This is a genomic window from Thermomonospora cellulosilytica, from assembly GCF_014138835.1.
Classification (GTDB): Bacteria; Actinomycetota; Actinomycetes; order Streptosporangiales; family Streptosporangiaceae; genus Thermomonospora; species Thermomonospora amylolytica.
This window is the reverse complement of record NZ_JACJII010000001.1, coordinates 362,756-382,616: the sequence shown is the minus strand read 5'-3', so window position 1 is coordinate 382,616 and position 19,861 is coordinate 362,756. Positions and strand designations below refer to the sequence as shown.

18 protein-coding genes are annotated in these 19,861 nt (G+C 73.6%); 16 read left to right on the top strand and 2 right to left on the bottom strand.

What is annotated here, in order from left to right; translation table 11 throughout:
• Positions 1-8: 8 nt before the first annotated feature.
• Positions 9-482 (top strand): DUF3180 domain-containing protein, encoded by a 474-nt coding sequence (locus HNR21_RS01910; protein WP_119728201.1) that lies wholly within the window; start codon positions 9-11, stop codon positions 480-482.
• A gap of 57 nt (positions 483-539) precedes the next feature.
• Positions 540-1,574 (top strand): HEAT repeat domain-containing protein, encoded by a 1,035-nt coding sequence (locus HNR21_RS01905; protein WP_182703776.1) that lies wholly within the window; start codon positions 540-542, stop codon positions 1,572-1,574.
• Positions 1,575-1,583: 9 nt separating this feature from the next.
• Here HNR21_RS01905 and HNR21_RS01900 read toward each other — a convergent pair whose 3' ends face one another.
• Positions 1,584-2,741: an NADH-quinone oxidoreductase subunit D gene (locus tag HNR21_RS01900; protein ID WP_182703775.1), complete on the bottom strand. Its 1,158-nt coding sequence runs from the start codon at positions 2,739-2,741 to the stop codon at positions 1,584-1,586.
• Between the two features lie 192 nt (positions 2,742-2,933).
• On the opposite strand from HNR21_RS01900, the gene HNR21_RS01895 reads away from it, so the two are divergent.
• Together HNR21_RS01895 and HNR21_RS01890 are read left to right on the top strand one after the other, a co-directional pair.
• Positions 2,934-3,440: a PH domain-containing protein gene (locus HNR21_RS01895; RefSeq protein ID WP_182703774.1), complete on the top strand. Its 507-nt coding sequence runs from the start codon at positions 2,934-2,936 to the stop codon at positions 3,438-3,440.
• A 2-nt stretch (positions 3,441-3,442) separates the two neighbouring features.
• Entirely contained in the window at positions 3,443-4,819 is a 1,377-nt protein-coding gene (locus HNR21_RS01890) for a PH domain-containing protein (RefSeq protein ID WP_182708432.1), read from the top strand.
• A gap of 3 nt (positions 4,820-4,822) precedes the next feature.
• Here the strand turns inward: HNR21_RS01890 and HNR21_RS01885 are convergent, their stop codons facing one another.
• Positions 4,823-5,824: an SAM-dependent methyltransferase gene (locus tag HNR21_RS01885; protein ID WP_312880777.1), complete on the bottom strand. Its 1,002-nt coding sequence runs from the start codon at positions 5,822-5,824 to the stop codon at positions 4,823-4,825.
• Between the two features lie 91 nt (positions 5,825-5,915).
• On the opposite strand from HNR21_RS01885, the gene HNR21_RS01880 reads away from it, so the two are divergent.
• From HNR21_RS01880 to HNR21_RS01825, 12 genes are all read left to right on the top strand, one after another.
• Positions 5,916-7,115, top strand: a complete 1,200-nt coding sequence (locus HNR21_RS01880) for a sensor histidine kinase (RefSeq protein WP_246441915.1) — start codon at positions 5,916-5,918, stop codon at positions 7,113-7,115.
• The gene (locus HNR21_RS01875) at positions 7,112-7,783 is read left to right on the top strand and encodes a response regulator (protein WP_312880776.1); all 672 of its coding nucleotides are present in this window, start codon (positions 7,112-7,114) and stop codon (positions 7,781-7,783) included. The genes HNR21_RS01880 and HNR21_RS01875 overlap by 4 nt, the downstream gene beginning before the upstream one ends.
• Before the next feature lie 147 nt (positions 7,784-7,930).
• Entirely contained in the window at positions 7,931-8,677 is a 747-nt protein-coding gene (locus HNR21_RS01870; RefSeq protein WP_182703771.1) for an ABC transporter ATP-binding protein, read from the top strand.
• A gap of 3 nt (positions 8,678-8,680) precedes the next feature.
• A complete protein-coding gene (locus HNR21_RS01865) occupies positions 8,681-11,200 on the top strand; it encodes an ABC transporter permease (RefSeq protein ID WP_182703770.1) in 2,520 nt (839 codons plus the stop codon).
• A 244-nt stretch (positions 11,201-11,444) separates the two neighbouring features.
• Positions 11,445-12,353, top strand: a complete 909-nt coding sequence (locus HNR21_RS01860; RefSeq protein ID WP_182703769.1) for a Rossmann-like and DUF2520 domain-containing protein — start codon at positions 11,445-11,447, stop codon at positions 12,351-12,353.
• 52 nt (positions 12,354-12,405) lie between these two features.
• A complete protein-coding gene (gene panC, locus HNR21_RS01855; RefSeq protein ID WP_182703768.1) occupies positions 12,406-13,269 on the top strand; it encodes a pantoate--beta-alanine ligase in 864 nt (287 codons plus the stop codon).
• The gene (panD, locus tag HNR21_RS01850) at positions 13,269-13,694 is read left to right on the top strand and encodes an aspartate 1-decarboxylase (RefSeq protein WP_119728212.1); all 426 of its coding nucleotides are present in this window, start codon (positions 13,269-13,271) and stop codon (positions 13,692-13,694) included. Before panC ends, panD begins: the two co-directional genes overlap by 1 nt.
• A gap of 76 nt (positions 13,695-13,770) precedes the next feature.
• Positions 13,771-15,423 (top strand): L-aspartate oxidase, encoded by a 1,653-nt coding sequence (locus HNR21_RS01845; protein ID WP_182703767.1) that lies wholly within the window; start codon positions 13,771-13,773, stop codon positions 15,421-15,423.
• A gap of 11 nt (positions 15,424-15,434) precedes the next feature.
• Positions 15,435-16,292 (top strand): carboxylating nicotinate-nucleotide diphosphorylase, encoded by an 858-nt coding sequence (gene nadC / locus HNR21_RS36530; protein WP_182703766.1) that lies wholly within the window; start codon positions 15,435-15,437, stop codon positions 16,290-16,292.
• 15 nt (positions 16,293-16,307) lie between these two features.
• Positions 16,308-17,096: a type III pantothenate kinase gene (locus tag HNR21_RS01835; RefSeq protein WP_119728215.1), complete on the top strand. Its 789-nt coding sequence runs from the start codon at positions 16,308-16,310 to the stop codon at positions 17,094-17,096.
• Between the two features lie 80 nt (positions 17,097-17,176).
• A complete protein-coding gene (gene lysX, locus HNR21_RS01830) occupies positions 17,177-18,670 on the top strand; it encodes a bifunctional lysylphosphatidylglycerol synthetase/lysine--tRNA ligase LysX (RefSeq protein ID WP_312880775.1) in 1,494 nt (497 codons plus the stop codon).
• Positions 18,671-19,575: 905 nt separating this feature from the next.
• Positions 19,576-19,806 (top strand): LuxR family transcriptional regulator, encoded by a 231-nt coding sequence (locus tag HNR21_RS01825; RefSeq protein ID WP_119728217.1) that lies wholly within the window; start codon positions 19,576-19,578, stop codon positions 19,804-19,806.
• Positions 19,807-19,861: the final 55 nt, after the last annotated feature.

The window sequence follows — 19,861 nt, the reverse complement described above, 5'->3', positions numbered from 1 at the left end:
GAGAAACCGTGAAGCCGACCAGGCCGGCGTTGCCGGCGGCGCTGGCGGTGGCGCTCGCCATGGTCACCTGGGCGTTCCTGCAGGGGACCTACGACGTGCTGCCCAAACTGCCGTGGACGATGGTGCCGACGCTGCTGCTGCTGGGGCTCGGCGAGGCGTTCACCGCCTACAACCTGTGGCGGCGGATCCGGCGGCGGCCGGGCACCCGGCCGGTGGAGCCGCTGATGGTGGCGCGGATGGCGGTGCTGGCGAAGGCGAGCGTGATCGCCGGGGCGGTGCTCGCCGGGATCTTCGCCGGGTTCCTGCTGCGGCTGGCGCCGGAGCTGGACAAGACGGTGCCGCGGCAGGACTTCTTCGTCGGGGTGGGCACGTTCGTGGCGTCGCTGGTGCTGGTGGGCGCGGCGGTGTGGCTGGAGTACGCCTGCCGGGTGCCGAAGGGGCCCGACGACGAGGACCGCGACCGGGGGGCCTCGCGCGCCTGACCGGAGCGTGACCGCCGTCCCATGCGGGCGGGACGCGCCGGATGCCAGGCTGGGCCCATGAAGGGGCGAGTGGGCAAGTCCGGGGCGGTCGCGGGCGGCTCGGCGGCGTTCGCCGAACTGTTGCGGGCGCCCGAGGAGAGCCGCCACGACCTGCTGGAACGGGCGATCGACGAGGACGCGCGGGGGCTGGTGGCCGAGGCGCTGCACGTCTGTACGCAGGGCCCGGTGGAGCATGTGCTGCTCGCGGTGTGGGTCCTGGACCAGGCGCTGCTCAAGGAGGAGTGCCCGGAGCTGGTGCCGGACGCGGCGCGGGTGCTGACCGAGCTGTGCCACCCCGGCCAGGACCCGGTGGTGCTGGCGGCGGCGCTGGGGGTGTTCGGGGTGTACGCCTCCGGCCCGGCGGCGGCGCAGACCCTGCTGGGCATGACCGCGCACGAGGTCCCGGCGGTGCGGGCGGCGGCCGTGGACGGCATCGAGTACTTCACCGACGAGGGATCCTTCCCGCAGACGACGATGCGGCTGGTGGAGCGGCTGACCCGGATGGTCACCGAGGACCCGGACGCGGAGGTGCGGCTCGCGGCGGCCGGGGCGTTCACGCTGATGGACGGCTGGGACGGATACGAGACCACCGGGACCCCGGCGGTGGTGGCCGCGCTGGGCCGGGCGATGCGCACCGGCGAGGATCCGCGGGTGCGCGGGGAGGCCGTGCACAACCTGGCGCTGTTCACGGTGGAGGGCCACCAGGCGGCGATGGTCGCCGACGCGCTGCGGCCGTACACGCACGACCGTGACGACCGGGTGGCGGCGTGGGCGCTGGCCCGGCTGGCGTCGCTGGGCGACGAGCGGGCGGCGGAACGGCTGCTGGCGGTGCTGGAGGCGACGGACGTCCACCGCGAGTACGTGAGCGCCGCCACCGAGATGTCGGTGCCGTACCGCAACGGCCCGTCCGCCCTGCGCAAGCGGGTGCGCAAGGCGCTCAAGCGGCTGCGGAAGGAGGGCTGGTCCCAGCACCCGTCGGAGCGGCCGCCGATGTCGCCCGAGGACCGCCGCCGCTACCTCGATCTGGAGATCAGCCGCCTGCCGCGGTGGTGACCGGCCCCGTCACTTGTCGATGTCGCCGACCACGAAGAACATCGACCCCAGGATGGCGATCATGTCGGCGACCAGGGTGCCCGGCAGCATCTCGCTCAGCACCTGGATGTTGTTGTACGACGCCGACCGCAGCTTCATCCGCCACGGCGTCTTCTCGCCGCGCGACACCAGGTAGTAGCCGTTGATGCCGAGCGGGTTCTCCGTCCAGGCGTAGGTGTGGCCCTCGGGGACCTTGAGCACCTTCGGCAGCCGCTGGTTGATCGGCCCCGGCGGCAGCTCGGCCATCCGGTCCAGGCACGCGTCGGCCAGGTCCAGCGACGCGTACACCTGGTCCAGCAGGCACTCGAACCGGGCCAGGCAGTCGCCCTCGGTCCGGGTCACCACCCGCACGTCCAGCTCCCCGTAGGCCAGGTACGGCTCGTCGCGGCGCAGGTCGAAGTCCACCCCGGAGGCGCGGGCGATCGGACCGGACACCCCGTACTGCAGGATCTGCTCGCGGGTCAGCACCCCCACGCCACGGGTGCGGGCGCGGAAGATCTCGTTGCCCATGATCAGGTCGGCGATCTCGCCCATCCGGCCGCGGACCTCGGCGACGGCCTTGCGGACCCGTCCCGTCCATCCGGCCGGCAGCTCCTCCTTCAGCCCGCCGACCCGGTTGAACATGTAGTGGATGCGGCCCCCGGAGACCTCCTCCAGCACCCGCTGCAGATGCTCGCGCTCCCGGAACGAGTAGAAGATCGGGGTGATCGCGCCGACCTCCAGCGGATACGACCCCAGGAACATCAGGTGGTTGAGCACCCGGTTCAGCTCGGCCAGCAGGGTGCGGGCCCACACGGCGCGTTCGGGCGCCTCCATGCCGAGCATCCGCTCCACGGCCAGCACCACGCCGAGTTCGTTGGCGAACGCCGACAGCCAGTCGTGCCGGTTGGCCAGCACGATGATCTGCCGGTAGTCGCGCACCTCGAACAGCTTCTCCGCGCCCCGGTGCATGTAGCCGACGATCGGCTCGGCCCTGGAGATGCGCTCGCCGTCCAGCGTCAGCCGCAGCCGCAGCACGCCGTGCGTGGAGGGGTGCTGCGGGCCGATGTTGAGGACCATGTCCTCGGTGGCCAGTTCCTTGGCCCCGGCGCCGATCCCGACGGTGCGTACGGTCTCGTGGGTGCTCACCCGACCATCGTCCCATGACCGGCATGCGGTGAAGAGTCGCGGGATTCGGGGTGGTTCCGGTTGACTTGGACCACCATGAACGCTCCGCACGGTCAGCCACCGGCCGGCCCCCCGCCGTCGGAGGGCCACGGCCGCCCGCCAGCACCCCCGCCGCCCCCGTACGGGCCGCCGGTCACGCCTCCGCACGCGCCCATGCCCGCGCCCGTCGGGGACGGGGCGTTCGCGCCGCCGCCCGGGACGGCCTGGAACCGGGTGTCGCCGCGGATGCCGTGGCACTGGCGGCTGGCCGTCGTGCTGCGCGGGATCCCGGTCGCCGTCGTGGGCGGGTGGTGGATCCACCAGGGCGGCGGCATGGCGGGCCTGCTGGTGTGGGTGCTGGCGCTGCTGGTGAGCTGCGTGCTGGTGTGGGGCGTCGGCGAGCTGTCGTACCGCTCGGCGGGGTACCTGGAGCGGGCCGACGACCTGCTGGTGACCGGCGGGGTGTTCGTCCGGCGGCTGGTGGTGGTGCCGTACGGGCGGATGCAGTTCGTGGACGTGACGGCGGGGCTGCTGGAACGCTGGATGGGCATCGCGACCGTGCGGCTGCACACCGCCGCGGCGGCCACCGACGCCCGCATCCCCGGCCTGCCCGCCGCCGAGGCCGCCCAGCTCCGCGACCGCCTGGCGCACAAGGGCGAGGCGAGGAGCATGGGGCTGTGAACATGCCGTACGCGCCGCCGCCGGGGCCGTACGGGCCCGTGCCGGTGCCGCAGATGTACGGGCCGCCGCGGTTCCACCAGGGGGTGCACCGGCTGCATCCGGTGACGGCGCTGCTGCGGGCGTTCGTGTTCCTGCTCATCTACTTCGTGCTGATCGGGTTCTCGCTGCTGCTGACGCCGCAGGAGGACGGGTACGCGTTCCTGGAGCCCGCGGCGGTGCGGCGGTTCGCGCTGGTGTCGATCCCGGCGACGGTCGCGGCGGTGACGGTGGGCGTCTGGGGCTGGCTGGGGCTGCGGTTCTGGATCGCCGGTGACGACCTGGCGGTGGAGACCGGGGTGCTGCGCAAGCGGCGCCGGTTCATCCCGCTGTCGCGGATGCAGGCGATCGACATCGTCCGCCCGCTGATGACCCGGCTCACCGGACTGGCCGAGCTGCGGGTGGAGCTGGCCGGCGGCGACGGGAGCGGGGTGGTGCTGCGCTACCTGGGCCGCCGCTCGGCGCAGCAGCTCCGCGCCGAGCTGCTGGCCCGCGCCGCCGGGCTGCCCGGCCACACCCCCGAGGCCCCGGAGCGGCCGTTCTGGCGGGTGCCGTTCGGGACCCTGCTGCTGTCGCTGATCAGCCGGATGCCGGTGATCGGCACGGGCATGCTGTTCATGCTGCTGCTGATGGTGGGCGTCGCGTTCGTCGAGCCGGGGGTGCTCGGCGGCGCCATCCCGGCGCTGCTGGGCCTGATCAGCGCGGTGGTGGCCCCGTCGATCGTGTACGGCCGGTTCGCCGTGGCGACCTCGCCCGACGGCCTGCGCCTGCGGTACGGCCTGCTGGAGACCCGCATGCAGACCGTCCCGCCGGGCCGCGTCCAGGCGGTCGCGATCGTCGAGCCGCTGCTGTGGCGGCAGCGCCGCTGGGCGCGGGTGGACGTCACCGTCGCGGGCTATGCGGGCGAACGCCAGGCGCTGTCCTCGGTGCTGCTGCCGGTGGCGCCCCGCGAGGTGGCGGTGGCCCTGGTGGCGCACATCTTCCCCGGGGCCGACGTCGACGCCGTGCCGCTGGTCCCCGCCTCCGGCAGGGGCCTGTCCCTGGACCGCTTCGCCGCCGCGGGCACCGACGGCGTCGTCTTCGTCGCCCGCCGCGGCCTGCTGTGCCGCCGCACCACCGTCATCGCGCACGCCCGGGCCCAGAGCGTCCGCCTCACCTCCGGCCCCCTCCAGCGCCTTCTCCGCCTGGGCACCGTCCACGTCGACGCGCCCCCCGGCCCGGTCCGCGTGGCCGCCACCGACCGCGAGCTGTCCGAGGCCCGCGCCATCGTCGAGTCCACCGCCGAACGGGCCCGCCTGGCCCGTTCGAGGACCGGCGCCGACCCCGCCCGCTGGGCCCGCTGACCCTCAGTCCTGCAGGGGCTTGGGAAGGGGGATGTGCTTGGCCTGGGCGAGCCAGCCGAAGCCGCCCAGACCGGCCGGGTCGATGAGCTCGGCCTCCTCCCCGGCTCGGCGGAGGGCGTGGACGTAGGCGCGGGGGTCCCGGTGGGCCAGATGGATCGGCGGGCGGGCCCCGGTCAGGCCCAGGGCGCGGAGGACCCGGCGCTGGGTGGTGAGGACGGTGGCGGTGGCCCCCGCCTCGGCGCCGGCGGTGGCGCAGGCGTCCAGGGCCACGTGGGCGGTGATGTCGCAGGAGCCGTCCGGGACCGGGAGGACGGTGTGGCCGTCGCGGTAGCCGGTCAGGGTGCCGTGGACGGGACGGGCCTCACGGGTGTGGGAGTAGTCGATCGCCACCGCCAGACCGGCGTGCAGGCGGGACAGGACGCCGGACCAGGCGGTGCAGCGGGGATGGCCGATCTCGGCGCGGTCGCCGGGGTTCTCCAGCGGCCACCAGCGTTCCAGCCAGGCCAGGTCCTCGTCGGCGGGGGCCGGGCCGGGCCGTTCGGCGCCGGTGGCGGGGTCGACCAGGACCAGGCGGGGGCCCTCGGGGGTGAGCTCGACGACGTCCAGGGGGACGTTGTCGAGCCATTCGTTCGCTATGACCAGGCCGGTGACGGCGTCCGGGAGCGTGGGGCGCCAGGTGATGCGGCCGGGCAGGGACGAGGGGCGGGGCGCCAGTTCGACGGCGACCGGGTTGAGGCGTTCGGCCAGGTCGGGGTCGGCGGTCTGGAGGATGCGGACGACCAGCTCGCCGGAGCCCGCGCCGATGTCCACCAGGTCGATCCGGGACGGGCGTTCCAGGGCCGCGTCCACGTGCGCCAGCAACTGGGCGACCGCGTCGGCGAAGTGCGGGGAGGCGTGCACGGAGGTGCGGAAGTGGGCGGCGGGCCGCTCGCCCCGGCGGTAGAAGCCGCCTTCGCCGTAGAGGGCCTGCCGCATCGCCGTTCGCCACCTCACCCACCCGTCCACGACAGCGACGCTACCCGTGCGCCACGGGTCGTACGAGCCGTACGACTCAGGTCGGATGGGCCGCCACGACGCCGAACGTAGGCTCAAAGCCATGGTCGGGAGAGCGTGGGCGTGGTGGCGGGACAGGAAGGCGCTGGTCGACTTCGCCTTCATGTCGCCGCTGCTGCTGATGTCGGTGCTGTCCGCGCCCGCCTACACCTCCCCGTTGATGCACGGGGGCCAGGGCAGGACGATTCCCGAGTGGGTCTACGTCGCCCTGGTGGCGGGCCTGCTGGGGCCCTTGATCGTGCGGCGGCGATGGCCGGTGCAGGTCTTCACGGTGATCGCCGGGGTGTCGTTCGTCCAGTGGCTGCTCGCCTACACCGCCATCCCGGCGAACATGGGGGTGCTGGTCGCGGTCTACACGGTCGCGGCCAACTGCGCGTTCCGGTGGGCGGTGGCGGCGGGGCTCGCCACCGAGCTGGGGGCGATCCTGGCGGCGCTCCGCTACACGGTGAACCCCGGGGACCGCAAGTACACGACCATCATGCTGTCCGCGGTGGTCGCCGGGGTGTGGATCCTCGGCGTCTACATCAGCACCCGGCGCGCCTACACCCGTTCGCTGGAGGAACGCGCCGAACGCCTGGAACGCGAGCGCGACACCCAGATCCAGATCGCGATGGCCGCCGAACGGGCGCGGATCGCCCGGGAGCTGCACGACGTGGTGGCGCACAACGTCAGCGTCATCGTGGTGCAGGCCGACGGCGCCTCGTACGCGATCAACACCGACGTCGAACGGGCCAAACGCGCGCTGGAGACGATCTCGGCGACCGGGCGGACGGCGCTGGCGGAGATGCGGCGGCTGCTGGGGGTGCTGCGGGAGGGCGACGACGCGGGCGCCTACCGGCCGCAGCCGGGCGTCGCGCAGCTGACGGACCTGGTGGAGCAGATCCGCGAGTCGGGGCTGCCGCTGGACTTCCGGGTCGAGGGCGTCCCGGTGGAGCTGCCGCAGGGCATGCAGCTCGCGGTGTTCCGGATCGTCCAGGAGTCGCTGACCAACATCGTCAAGCACGCCGGTCCCCGGGCGACGGCGCAGGTGCGGCTGCACTACGGTGACGAGGCGATCCAGGTGACGGTGACCGACGACGGGCGCGGCGCGGCGGCCCGCGACGACGGCCGGGGGCACGGGCTGGTCGGGATGCGCGAACGCGCCGCGGTCTACGGCGGCACCGTGCGGGCGGGGCCGCGGGTCGGCGGCGGGTTCGAGGTGGTGGCCCGGCTGCCGCTGCGAGAGGAGGCGAGGAGCGCGTGATCCGGGTGATGCTGGTCGACGACCAGGAACTGGTGCGCGCCGGGTTCCGCATGGTGCTGGACGCCCAGCCCGACATCGAGGTGGTCGCCGAGGCGGGGGACGGAGCGCAGGTGGTGGACACGCTGCGGGCGGTCACCGCGGACGTGGTGCTGATGGACGTGCGGATGCCCCGGATGGACGGCATCGAGGCCACCCGCCGGATCGGGGCGCTGCCCGCCGAACGCCGGCCCAAGGTGATCATCCTGACCACCTTCGACCTGGACGAGTACGCGTTCGCGGCGATCAAGGCGGGCGCGGCCGGGTTCCTGCTCAAGGATGCCGGGCCGCCCCAGCTCATCGAGGCGATCCGGGCGGTGCGCTCCGGTGACGCGGTGGTCGCGCCGTCCACCACCCGGCGGCTGCTGGACCGGTTCGCGGTGCACCTGCCGGACACCGAGCAGCAGGCCGCGCAGGGGGCGCTGGCGACGCTGACGAGCCGGGAGCGCGAGGTGCTCCACCTGGTCGCCCGCGGACTGTCGAACGCCGAGATCGCCGGGCGGCTGTACGTGTCGGAGGCGACGGTCAAGACCCACATGGGCCGGATCCTCACCAAGCTGGGGCTGCGCGACCGGGTGCAGGCGGTGGTGTTCGCGTACGAGACCGGGCTGGTGCGCAGCGGTCAGGCTTAGGTCGGATCCGGGGCTGCGCCTCGGGTCGTACGGCGCCGGCCGGATCGGCCGCGACGCGCAGTCCGATCATGGCCGCGGGGCCGATGGCGGGAGGGGCGCCCGTTCCTAGCGTGGATCCCGTTCAGTCGAACGGATCGAGGAGTCCACGTGACCAGCACGCTCGCCCCATCCCCTCCGGCGGTCACGGCCACCGGGGTCGGCAAGGTCTACGGAACCGGCGACGCCGCCGTGCACGCCCTGCGCGGGGTCGACGTCGCGTTCGCCAAGGGCGCGTTCACCGCGATCATGGGCCCGTCCGGGTCCGGCAAGTCCACCCTGATGCACTGCCTGGCCGGCCTGGACACCGTCACCTCCGGCCGGATCGTGCTCGGCGACGTGGAGATCACCGGGCTGGGCGACCGGCGGCTGACGCTGCTGCGCCGGGAGCGGATCGGGTTCGTGTTCCAGGCGTTCAACCTGCTGCCCACGCTGACCGCCGAGCAGAACGTCCTGCTGCCGCTGGAGCTGGCCGGCCGCCGGCCCGACCGGGCCTGGTTCGACCGGGTGGTGGACGTGCTGGGGCTGCGGGACCGGCTGGCGCACCGGCCGGGCGAGCTGTCCGGCGGGCAGCAGCAGCGGGTGGCGTGCGCGCGGGCGCTGGTGACCCGGCCGGACGTGATCTTCGCCGACGAGCCCACCGGCAACCTGGACTCCCGGGCGGGCCTGGAGGTGCTGGGCTTCCTGCGCACCTCGGTCCGCGAACTGGGGCAGACGGTGGTGATGGTCACCCACGACCCGGTGGCCGCCTCGCACGCCGACCGGGTGGTGTTCCTGCACGACGGGCGGATCGTGGACGACCTGACCGGGCCGACCCCGGACGCGGTGCTGGACCGGCTCAAGGCGCTGGGGGGCTGAGCGATGCTGAGGATCTCCCTGGCGGGGCTGCGCGCCCACAAGGTCCGGCTGCTGATGACCGGGCTGGCGATCGTGCTGGGCGTCGGGTTCATCGCGGGCACGTTCGTGCTCACCGACAGCATGCAGGCGGGCATCGACGAGGAGTTCGCCGGGTCGGCGAGCAGGGTCGACGTGGGGGTGCTGCCGCGCAAGGGCCGGGAGCGGCTGCCCGCCTCGACGGTCCAGGCGGTCCGGGGCGTTCCCGGGGTGACCGGGGTCCACGGGCTGATCCGCGGCGACGCGGCGCTGATCGGCAAGGACGGCAAGGCCTACGGCGACATGCCCACGGTGGGCCTGTCGGTCACGCAGGGCGAGCTGCAGCGGTACGACATCACCTCCGGCCGGGCCCCGGGCGCGCCGGACGAGGTCGTGCTGGACGAGAAGACCGCCGCCAGGAACGGCTTCGGGGTCGGCGCGACCGTCACCGTCCTGGACGGCGGGGGCGCGCGGCACTCGTTCACCGTGACCGGGCTGGCCGACTTCGGCATCGACAGCGAGGTGAGCTTCCGCGGCGCGGTCGGCTTCACCCCGGAGACGGCCGCCCGGATGACCGGCGAACCGGATCCGGTCGAGATCGACATCGCCGGGAGCGGCGACCCGCGGGCGCTGCGCGACGCGGTCGCGGCGGCGGTCGGCGGCGGTCACGACGTGCTGGACGGCGGCGCGCTGAGCGACCGGCTGGCGACCAAGGCGGGTGCCGACACCACCATCATCCGGACCGTGCTGCTGCTGTTCGCCATGGTGGCGATGCTGGTGTCGGCGCTGGTCATCTACAACACGTTCGCCATCCTGGTGGCCCAGCGGATGCGCGAGATGGCGCTGCTGCGCTGCGTGGGCGCGACCCGGCGGCAGATCTTCACCGGGGTGCTGGCCGAGTCGGCGGTCGTCGGGCTGGTCGCCTCGCTGGCCGGGCTGGCGCTCGGCGTCGCGCTCGCCGGGGGGCTGCTGGCGCTGATCGGTGACCGGAGCGGCGACATCCCCGGCGGCGACCTGACCCTGACGCCCCTCGCCGTCGCGGTCGGGCTGGGCGTCGGCGTCGTGGTGACGGTGCTGTCGGCGCTGCTGCCGGCCCGTTCGGCGACCCGCGTCGCCCCGGTCGCCGCGCTGCGCACCGAACTGGAGCCCGGCTCGGCCCGGTTCCGGCTGGGCCTGCCGCGGTGGATCCTGACGGCGCTGCTCGGCGCGGGCGGCCTGGGGGCGGCGGGTCTCGGGGCGCTGGTCCTGGACAAGGGGCCGACCGCGATGTTCGTGGTCGCCGGGGGCGGCGTGCTGGTGTTCCTCGCGGTGATCGCGGTGATGCCCGCGCTGGTGCGGCCGCTGAGCCGGGTGGCCGGGGCGCTCCCGGCCCGGCTGGCCGGAGTCCCCGGCCGGCTGGCGGTGGCCAACGCCCGCCGTTCCCCGCGCCGGACCGCCACCACCACCATCGCGCTGACCATCGGGGTCGGGCTGATGAGCCTGTTCGCGGTGATCACCGCCGGGGGCCGGGCCACCGCCGACGCCCAGCTGGCCGAGCAGTTCCCGGTCGACTTCCAGCTGAACGGCCAGTTCACCACCAGCGACCGGGCCTGGCAGCTCGTGCCCTCGGAGGTCGCCGCCGGGCTGCGCGCGCGCCCGGAGGTCGCCGACGTGGTGGAACTGCGGATCCACCGGGTGCGCAACGACAGGGGTGCCACCAGGCCGGTCGGCGCGGTCACCCCGTCCGCCCTCGGCGGGCTGATCAACCCGAGGGTCGACGGCGGATCGCTGGACGACCTCACGTCCGGCACCGTCGCCGTCCGCACCGACAACGCCCGCCACCAGGGCTACGAGGTCGGCGACACGGTGACGATCCCCACCCGGCAGGGCCAGACGCGGCTCAAGGTGGTCGCCCTCTTCGCGGACGGCACGCCGCTGCCGCCGTACGTGGTGCCCGAGCAGGACTTCACCCGCTACTTCGGTCCCCAGGGCGCCGAGGTGGTCTACCTGAACGTCGCCGACGGCGTCGACCCCGACCGCGCCCTCGAGGTGGTGGAGCAGGTCGCCGCCCCCTACCCGACCGTCAAGGTGACCTCGGCGACGGCGCTGAAGGAGCAGTTCAACGAGGCCGTCGACACGATGCTGATGGTCGTCGGCGGCCTGCTGGGCCTGGCGGTGATCATCGCCCTGTTCGGCATCGCCAACACCCTCAGCCTGTCGGTCGTCGAACGCACCCGCGAGTCCGCCCTGCTGCGCGCCCTCGGCGTCACCCGCGCCCAGTTGCGGCTGATGCTGTCGATGGAGGCCGTCATCATGGCCGTCATCGGCGCCGTGACCGGCGTCGTGCTGGGCGTCGCCTTCGGCTGGGCCGCCACCGAGTCCATGGCCGACTCCGCCGTGGCCGCCGTCCCCTACGCCCAGATCGCCGGCCTGATGGCGCTGGCCGCCGTCGCCGGGCTGGCCGCCTCCGTCCTGCCCGCCCGCCGCGCCGCCCGCACCTCCGTCGTGGAGTCCCTCACCTACGACTGACCCACCGGAGTCCCCACGAGTGCTCCACATACCGGAGGCTCCACGTACTGAAGACCAACGCGAGCGGGCCGCGTGGCCGTGAGGAGGAGCGAGCAAGATCGCGAGGAACGAGCGATCTTGCTCGCGACGACGAACGGCCGCGCGTCCAAGGCCCGCGAGCCGTCGCGGCGGAGCCGCGACCATGAGCACGCGCGAGTGCCATAAACTCGTGCCGTCCGGTACCCCGTGGAGGACTGGAACGATCATGGAGTCTTCTGACGTGCCGTCGACCGCGCCCGCGGATCGGCCCGCCCGGCTCGCGGTGGGCGTCGTGGGCGCGGGACGGGTCGGCACGACCCTGGGCGCGGCGCTCGCGCTGGCCGGGCACCGGGTGGCGGCGGCCAGCGCGGTGTCGGACGCCTCGCGGCGGCGGGCCGCCGAGCGGCTGCCCGACGCGGTGGTGACCACCCCGCAGGAGGTGGTCGCCGGGGCCGAGCTGGTGCTGCTGACCGTTCCCGACGACGCGCTGCCGGAGCTGGTGAACGGGCTGGTGGCGACCGGCGTTCCGGTGCAGGGCAAGCTGCTGGTGCACACCAGCGGCCGGTACGGCGTGCGGGTGCTGGAGCCCGCGCTCAGGGCCGGGGCCCTGCCGCTGGCGCTGCATCCGGTGATGACGTTCACGGGACGCCCCGACGACCTGGACCGGCTGGCCGGGATCTCGTTCGGGGTGACCTCCCCGGAGACGCTGCGGCCGGTGGCCGAGGCCCTGGTGGTGGAGATGGGCGGGGAGCCGGTGTGGATCCCCGAGGAGCGCCGCACCCTCTACCACGCCGCGCTGGCCGGCGGCGCCAACCACCTGGTGACGCTGGTGGCCGAGGCGATGGACCTGCTGCGCGCGGCGGGCGTCGGGGACCCCGCGCAGATGCTCGGGCCGCTGCTGGGGGCGGCGCTGGACAACGGGCTGCGGCTCGGCATGAACGGGCTGACCGGGCCGGTCTCCCGGGGCGACGCCGGCACGGTCGCCGGGCACATCGCCGAGCTGGAGAAGGTCTCGGCCGAGAGCGCCCGCGCGTACGTGGCGATGGCCCGGCTGACCGCCGACCGCGCGCTGGCCGCCGGGCTGCTCAGGCCCGAGGACGCCGCGCGCCTGCTGGAAGTGCTGGCCGACTCCTGACCCCCCGGTGCGGTTTCCAGGCCGGGGCCGCGAGCAGAAGGGAAATCCGTTCATGACACCGGTCATCGCCCGCACGCGGGAGGAGCTGGCCGCCGCCCGCGCGCAGGTCCGCGGCGCGCTGGCGTTCGTCCCGACGATGGGCGCGCTGCACGAGGGGCACCGGTCGCTGATCCGCCGGGCGCGGGAGCTGGGCGACGCGGTGGCGGTGAGCATCTTCGTCAACCCGCTGCAGTTCGGGCCGAACGAGGACCTGGACCGCTACCCCCGCACGTTCGACGACGACGTCGCGATGTGCGCGGCCGAGGGCGTGGACCTGGTGTGGGCGCCGACGCCGGAGGTGATGTACCCGGTCACGCCGGAGGTGCGGCTCAGCGCGGGCCGGATGGGCACGGTCGTGGAGGGCGCGGCGCGGCCGGGCCACTTCGACGGAATGCTCACGGTGGTCATGAAGTTGTTCCACCAGGTCCGCCCGGACGCGGCGGTCTTCGGCGCCAAGGACGCGCAGCAGCTCGCCCTGATCCGCCGGATGGTCGCCGACCTGGACGTGCCGGTGCGGATCGAGGCCGCCCCGACCGTCCGCGAGCCGGACGGGCTGGCGCTGTCCAGCCGCAACCGCTACCTGTCGGACGCCGAACGGGTCACCGCCCGGTACCTGTCGCGCGCCCTGCGCGCGGGAGTCGAGCGGGCGGCGGACGGCCCGGCCGCGGTGCGCAGCGCCGCGCAGGCCGTGCTGGACGAGGCCGCCGAGGCCGACCCTCCGCTGCACCTGGACTACCTGGCCCTGGTCGACCCGGCCACCTTCGAGGAGGTCGGCGAGGCCCACGCCGGCGAGGCCGTGCTGGCCGTCGCCGGAAAGGTCGGCACCACCCACCTGATCGACAACATGCCCCTGCAGTTCGAGCCCCGGGAGAACTGATGTTCCGCACCATGTTCAAGTCGAAGATCCACCGCGCCACGGTGACCCAGGCCGACCTGCACTACGTGGGGTCGCTGACCATCGACCAGGACCTGATGGACGCCGCCGACCTGCTGCCCGGCGAGCAGGTCCAGGTGGTCGACATCGACAACGGCGCCCGGCTGGAGACCTACCTGATCGCCGGCCCCCGGGGCAGCGGCGTGATCGGCATCAACGGGGCCGCCGCCCGCCTGGTCAGCCCCGGCGACCTGGTGATCATCATCAGCTACGCCCAGATGACCGACGAGCAGGCCCGCTCGTTCCAGCCCCGCGTCGTCCACGTCGACCGCGACAACCGGATCATCTCGCTGGGCGACGACCCGGCCGAGCCCGTCCCCGGCTCCGACCAGCTCCGCGGCGACGCGTTCTGGCCGGCCGCCCGCTGACGGGCACCCCGGGGATCGTTCCGTGTCTCCCACGGGTTAATGTCAGTATGACGAAAAATCCCCCAGGGAGGGCGAGATGATCCCTCGACGTCTGCGCGCGCCCGCGCCCGGCTGGAGCGTCGACACCGACGTGGTGGTGATCGGCTCCGGCATCGCCGGGCTGGTCGCCGCGCTGGCCGCGGCCCGGAACGGGACCGGCCGGGTGCTGCTGGTGACCAAGGCGCGGCTGGAGGCCGGGTCCACGCGGTGGGCGCAGGGCGGGATCGCCGCCGCGCTCGCCCCCGGCGACAGCCCGGAGGAGCACCTGGCGGACACGCTGACCGCCGGCGCCGGGCTGTGCGACGAGGACGCCGTGCGGACCCTGGTCACCGAGGGGCCGGACGCCGTGCGGCGGCTGATCGCGCTGGGCGCGGGCTTCGACCTGGACGCGGACGGCGGGCTGGCGCTGACCCGTGAGGGCGGCCACCACCGCCGCCGGATCGCGCACGCGGGCGGGGACGCCACCGGCGCGGAGATCAGCCGCGCCCTGCTGGAGGCTCGCCGGGCGGCCGGGATCGAGGTCATCGAGCACGCCCTCGTGCTGGACCTGCTGCTGGACGCCACCGGCCGGGCCTGCGGGGTCACCCTCCACGTCATGGGGGAGGGGCGGCGCGACGGGGTCGGCGCGGTGCGGGCGCGGGCCGTGGTGCTGGCGACGGGGGGCCTGGGACAGGTCTTCTCCGCCACCACCAACCCCGAGGTGTCCACCGGCGACGGCGTGGCGCTGGCCCTGCGCGCCGGGGCCGAGGTCACCGACCTGGAGTTCGTGCAGTTCCACCCGACCGTGCTGTGGCTGGGGCGGGACGCCCGAGGCCGGCAGCCGCTGATCTCCGAGGCGGTCCGCGGCGAGGGCGCGTACCTGGTCGACCGCACCGGCGAGCGCTTCATGGTCGGCCGTCACGAGCTGGCCGAACTGGCGCCGCGCGACGTGGTCGCCAAGGGCATCATGAGCCGGATGCGCGAGACCGGCGCGTCCTGCATGTACCTCGACGGCCGGCACTTCGGCGCCGAGCTGTGGGAACGCCGCTTCCCCACCATCCTGGCGGCCTGCCGGGAGCACGGCGTCGACCCGGTCACCGAGCTGATCCCGGTCGTTCCGGCCGCCCACTACGCCAGCGGCGGCGTCCGCACCGACACCTGGGGCCGCACCTCGCTGCCCGGCCTGTACGCGTGCGGCGAGGTCGCCTGCACCGGCGTGCACGGGGCCAACCGCCTGGCCTCCAACTCCCTGCTGGAGGGCCTGGTGTTCGGCGAGCGCATCGCCACGGCCATCGGCGAGGACCTGGTCTCCCTGACCCACCGGACCCTCACCGCCGCCCGCGCGGACGCCCGCGCACAGGGCCTGCTCGACCCGGCGGTGCGCGAGGACGTCCAGCGGATCATGACCTCCCACGTCGGCGTGCTGCGCAGCGCCGAGGGCCTGGAGGCCGCCGCCCGGGAACTGGCCGCCCTCGCCGGCAGGACCAGCGACGAGCCCTGCGTCGAGGCCTGGGAGGCCACCAACCTGCACGCCGTGGCCTCGGCGATCGTGGCCGCCGCCCGGCTGCGCACCGAGACCCGCGGCAGCCACTGGCACCAGGACCACCCCGCCCGTGACGACTCCGCATGGCAGGGGCATCTTGTGACGAGGCTGGCCGACGACGGGCTGACCACGGCGTACGAACCGATGCGCCAGAAGACCGCGGCATAGGGGGCGGGGCGATGACACCGGAGCTCACGGAGCGGCTCACCGCCGCCGGGCTGGATCCACAGGCCGTGGAGGACCTGGCGCGGCGGGCGCTGGCCGAGGACGGCGACGTGGACGTCACCAGCGAGCCGATCTTCGGGCCGCAGGAGACCGCCCGCGGCGAGTTCACCGCACGGCAGGACGGCGTGGTGGCCGGGCTCCCGGTGGCCGCCGCCGTCTGCGGGCTGCTCGACCTGCGCGCCGTGCCGCACGTCCGCGACGGCGAACGGGTCATCGCCGGGCAGGTCCTGATGACCGTGTCCGGGCCGACCCGCGCGGTGCTGCGCGCCGAGCGGATCGCGCTGAACCTGCTCACCCACCTGTCCGGCGTCGCCACCGAGACCCGCCGCTGGGTCGACGCCGTCGCGGGCACCGGCGCGAGGATCCGCGACACCCGCAAGACGCTGCCGGGCCTGCGCGCCCTGCAGAAGTACGCGGTGCGCTGCGGCGGCGGCGTCAACCACCGGATGGGCCTGCACGACGCCGCGCTGATCAAGGACAACCACATCGCCGCCGCCGGTTCGGTGACCAAGGCGTACGAGGCGGTCCGCGCCATGTACCCGTCGCTGCACGTCCAGATCGAGTGCGACACCCTGGCGCAGGTCGAGGAGGCACTGGCGGCCGGGGCGACCTCGATCCTGCTGGACAACATGACCGTCGAGGAGATGACCGAGGCGGTGCGGCTGGTGGCGGGCCGGGCCGAGCTGGAGGCCAGCGGCGGCCTCACCCTGGACCGGGCCCGAGACGTCGCCGTGACCGGTGTGGACTACCTTGCGGTGGGGGCGCTGACGCACTCGGCGCGCTCGTTCGACATCGGCCTTGACTTTTCCTGAATCAGCGGGGACCTGATGCTGCTCACCATCGACGTCGGCAACACCAACACCGTGCTCGGCCTGTTCGAGGGCGAGGAGGTCATCGAGCACTGGCGGATCAACACCGACGCCCGGCGCACCGCCGACGAGATCGCCGTCGTCTTCCAGGGGCTGATCAGCCAGAGCCCGCTGCTGGCCGACACCGACATCAGCGGCATCGCGGTGTGCTCGACGGTCCCCTCGGTGCTGCACGAGATGCGGGAGATGTGCCGCCGCTACTACGGCGACGTGCCCGCGGTGATCGTGGAGCCCGGCGTCAAGACCGGCGTCCCGGTCCGGATGGACAACCCCAAGGAGGTCGGCTCCGACCGGATCGTCAACGCGCTGGCCGCCATCCACCTGTACGGCGGCCCGGCGATCGTGGTCGACTTCGGCACCGCCACCACGTTCGACGCGGTCTCCGCCAAGAACGAGTACATCGGCGGCGCCATCGCCCCCGGCATCGAGATCTCCATCGACGCGCTGTCGGCCCGCGGCGCCCAGCTGCACAAGATCGAGCTGGCCCGGCCGCGCAACGTGATCGCCAAGAACACCGTCGAGGCCCTGCAGTCCGGCATCATCCACGGTTTCGCCGGCCAGGTCGACGGCCTGGTCGACCGGATGTCGGAGGAGCTGACCAACGACCCCGACGAGCTGACCGTCGTCGCCACCGGCGGCCTGGCCCCCCTGGTCCTCGACGAGGCCCGCAGCATCGACGTGTACGAGCCCTGGCTGACCCTGATCGGCCTGCGCCTGATCTACGAACGCAACATCGGCGGATCCTGACGCGCCGGCGGCCGTGCCCGGGTGGCCGGACCGGCCGCACATTGCACGGGCGGCGTGCCGGGGTCGGTAGCCTTGCGTGCGTGAGTGCGCAGCAGGACTACGACGACCTTCCGGAGCAGATGCGGGTCCGGCGGGAGAAGCTGGACCGGCTTCGTGACAGCGGGATCGACCCGTACCCGGTGAACTTCCCGCGGACCCACACCCTGGCGGAGGTCCGGGAACGGTACCCGGACCTGGAGCCGGGGACCGAGACCGGCGACCGGGTGGGTGTCGCCGGGCGGGTCATGCTGCTGCGCAACACCGGCAAACTGTGCTTCGCCACCATCAAGGACGGCACCGGCGAGATCCAGGTGATGCTGTCGCTGGCCAAGGTCGGCGAGGAGCAGCTCGCCTCCTGGAAGCGGGACGTGGACCTCGGCGACCACATCGGGGTCGAGGGCGAGGTCGTCACCTCCCGGCGCGGCGAGCTGTCGGTGATGGCCGACCGGTACGCGATCACCTCCAAGTGCCTGCGCCCGCTGCCGGACAAGCACGCCGGGCTGACCGACCCGGAGGCCCGGGTGCGGCTGCGGTACGTGGACCTGATCGTCAACGACGAGGCCCGGCGGATGGCCCGGCTGCGCAGCGACACCGTCCGGGCGGTGCGGGACTTCTGGCACGAGGAGGGGTACCTCGAGGTCGAGACCCCGATGCTGCAGCCGATCCACGGCGGGGCGGCGGCGCGTCCGTTCGTGACGCACATCAACGCCTACGACATGGACCTGTACCTGCGGATCGCCATCGAGCTGTACCTCAAGCGGCTGGTGGTCGGCGGGATCGACAAGGTCTTCGAGATCAACCGCAACTTCCGCAACGAGGGCGCCGACTCCACCCACAACCCCGAGTTCACGATGCTCGAGGCGTACGGCACCTACCTGGACTACAACGACATGGCCGACCTGACCCAGCGGATGTACCAGCGGGCCGTGCGGGCGGCGCTGGGCACCACCGTGGTCGTGCACGACGGCCGGGAGGTGGACCTGGGGCTGGCGGAGTGGCCGCGGATCACCCTGTACGGCGCGGTGTCGCAGGCCCTCGGCGAGGAGATCACCCCGCACACCCCGATCGACAAGGTGCGCAAGCTGGCCGACGCCCGGGACGTGACCTGGGATCCCAAGTGGGGGCAGGGCCGGATCGTCCAGGAGATCTTCGAGGAGCTGGTCGAGCACACGCTGGTCCAGCCGACGTTCGTGATGGACTACCCGCTGGAGACCTCGCCGCTGACCCGGCAGCACCGCGACGAGCCGCTGCTGACCGAGAAGTGGGACCTGATCGGGTTCGGCACCGAGCTGGGCACCGCCTACAGCGAGCTGATCGACCCGATCGAGCAGCGCCGCCGGCTCACCGAGCAGTCGCTGCTGGCGGCCGGCGGGGACCCGGAGGCCATGCAGCTCGACGAGGACTTCCTGCGGGCGCTGGAGTACGCGATGCCGCCGACCGGGGGCGTGGGCGTCGGCATCGACCGGATGATCATGGCGTTCACCGGCAAGGGCATCCGGGAGACCATCCTGTTCCCGCTCGTCAAGCCCGAATGAGCGGGGCCGCCCGCTGTCAGTGTCCGGACAACCCCGCAGTGGGTGTCCGTAAACCCTCCTTGGAACGGTCCGCTGGCCCGTGCCCGCAGGCGGCCACGGGCCGGTCCCCGGCTCCGGCGATACCGGGCCAAACCTGACACCATTTTTCGGCCGGGAAATCCAATGAGTTGAGGACGTCTGGAAAAGCCTCAACCGAGCCGGGTGGTGACCTTCACCCGGGCCTGTCCGGAGCGGTGCGACCCCTCGCCGGCCCCTCCCCGGCGGACCGTTCGCGCAGGTCACTGCCGCGGCGGCGGGAAGGTCGTCGCAGGGTGTGACGGATGGCGCACATATGACTACACAGAGTCATGTTTACCCGCTTGACGACCTCTATCCGGCCGCCTAGCGTTCCGTGCCGTAACGCACCATGACCATGCGCCGATCATCGACGCCGGGTGGTCGGGGACACGGAAAGGGATGGGCGGAAGAGGCTCGACATGACCCATTCCGGACACGACCGCCTCCGCCCCGGCGCGTACGGCACCACCCGGCCCGGGTCCCGGCGGACGCCGGCTCCCGGCCCGGGTCCTCCCCGCACGCCGCGGGCGCCACGGGCCCGGCGGGGTCCTCTCCCTGAATGGTTACCCAACGCCGCCCGCGCGCGCCACACCTCGGGGGCATCGGCCGAATTCGGCCACATCGGAGCCGGTGAACGCTCCGATGCATCTGATCCGCCGGGAGAACGGCGCCGCCGCTCTCCCACAACCGCACATTACGCGCACCCAGTCGGCTGTTGTGGGCCGGTCGACAACTCCCTCACCCCGCAACCAGCGCGTACCGACCAAGGCCTACCCGTACCTGTGCGGCACCCGGACCGAGCCGGGTCCGCATCCCCGCGGTCATCACCACGGACGAGGGAGGACGGAGTGGAACAGGCCACACTCGCACGTCGTGGCACCGAGGAACCGCGCCTCAGCGAGGACGACATCCGGCTGCTCGCCCAGATCGCCACCGGCGTCACCGCCGATGTCGCGGCGCGCCGGCTCGAGCTGAGCGCACGGACGCTGCGGCGGCGGTTGCGGACCATCTGCGACAGGCTGGACGTGAACACCCCCATCGAGGCCGTCGTGTGGGCGGCCCGCAGGCAGCTGATCTGACGGGCGCCGGGCACGGAGCCCGGGGCCGGCGTCACGGGGGATCCGGGCGGGCGCA

Bases quoted from the DNA above. Each gene is read 5' to 3' on its own strand.
- HNR21_RS01905 (WP_182703776.1), top strand. From the start codon at position 540: ATGAAGGGGCGAGTGGGCAAGTCCGGGGCGGTCGCGGGCGGCTCGGCG.
- HNR21_RS01895 (WP_182703774.1), top strand. From the start codon at position 2,934: ATGCCCGCGCCCGTCGGGGACGGGGCGTTCGCGCCGCCGCCCGGGACG.
- HNR21_RS01890 (WP_182708432.1), top strand. From the start codon at position 3,443: ATGCCGTACGCGCCGCCGCCGGGGCCGTACGGGCCCGTGCCGGTGCCG.
- HNR21_RS01880 (WP_246441915.1), top strand. From the start codon at position 5,916: ATGGTCGGGAGAGCGTGGGCGTGGTGGCGGGACAGGAAGGCGCTGGTC.
- HNR21_RS01865 (WP_182703770.1), top strand. From the start codon at position 8,681: ATGCTGAGGATCTCCCTGGCGGGGCTGCGCGCCCACAAGGTCCGGCTG.
- HNR21_RS01860 (WP_182703769.1), top strand. From the start codon at position 11,445: ATGGAGTCTTCTGACGTGCCGTCGACCGCGCCCGCGGATCGGCCCGCC.
- panC (WP_182703768.1), top strand. From the start codon at position 12,406: ATGACACCGGTCATCGCCCGCACGCGGGAGGAGCTGGCCGCCGCCCGC.
- panD (WP_119728212.1), top strand. From the start codon at position 13,269: ATGTTCCGCACCATGTTCAAGTCGAAGATCCACCGCGCCACGGTGACC.
- HNR21_RS01845 (WP_182703767.1), top strand. From the start codon at position 13,771: ATGATCCCTCGACGTCTGCGCGCGCCCGCGCCCGGCTGGAGCGTCGAC.
- nadC (WP_182703766.1), top strand. From the start codon at position 15,435: ATGACACCGGAGCTCACGGAGCGGCTCACCGCCGCCGGGCTGGATCCA.
- HNR21_RS01835 (WP_119728215.1), top strand. From the start codon at position 16,308: ATGCTGCTCACCATCGACGTCGGCAACACCAACACCGTGCTCGGCCTG.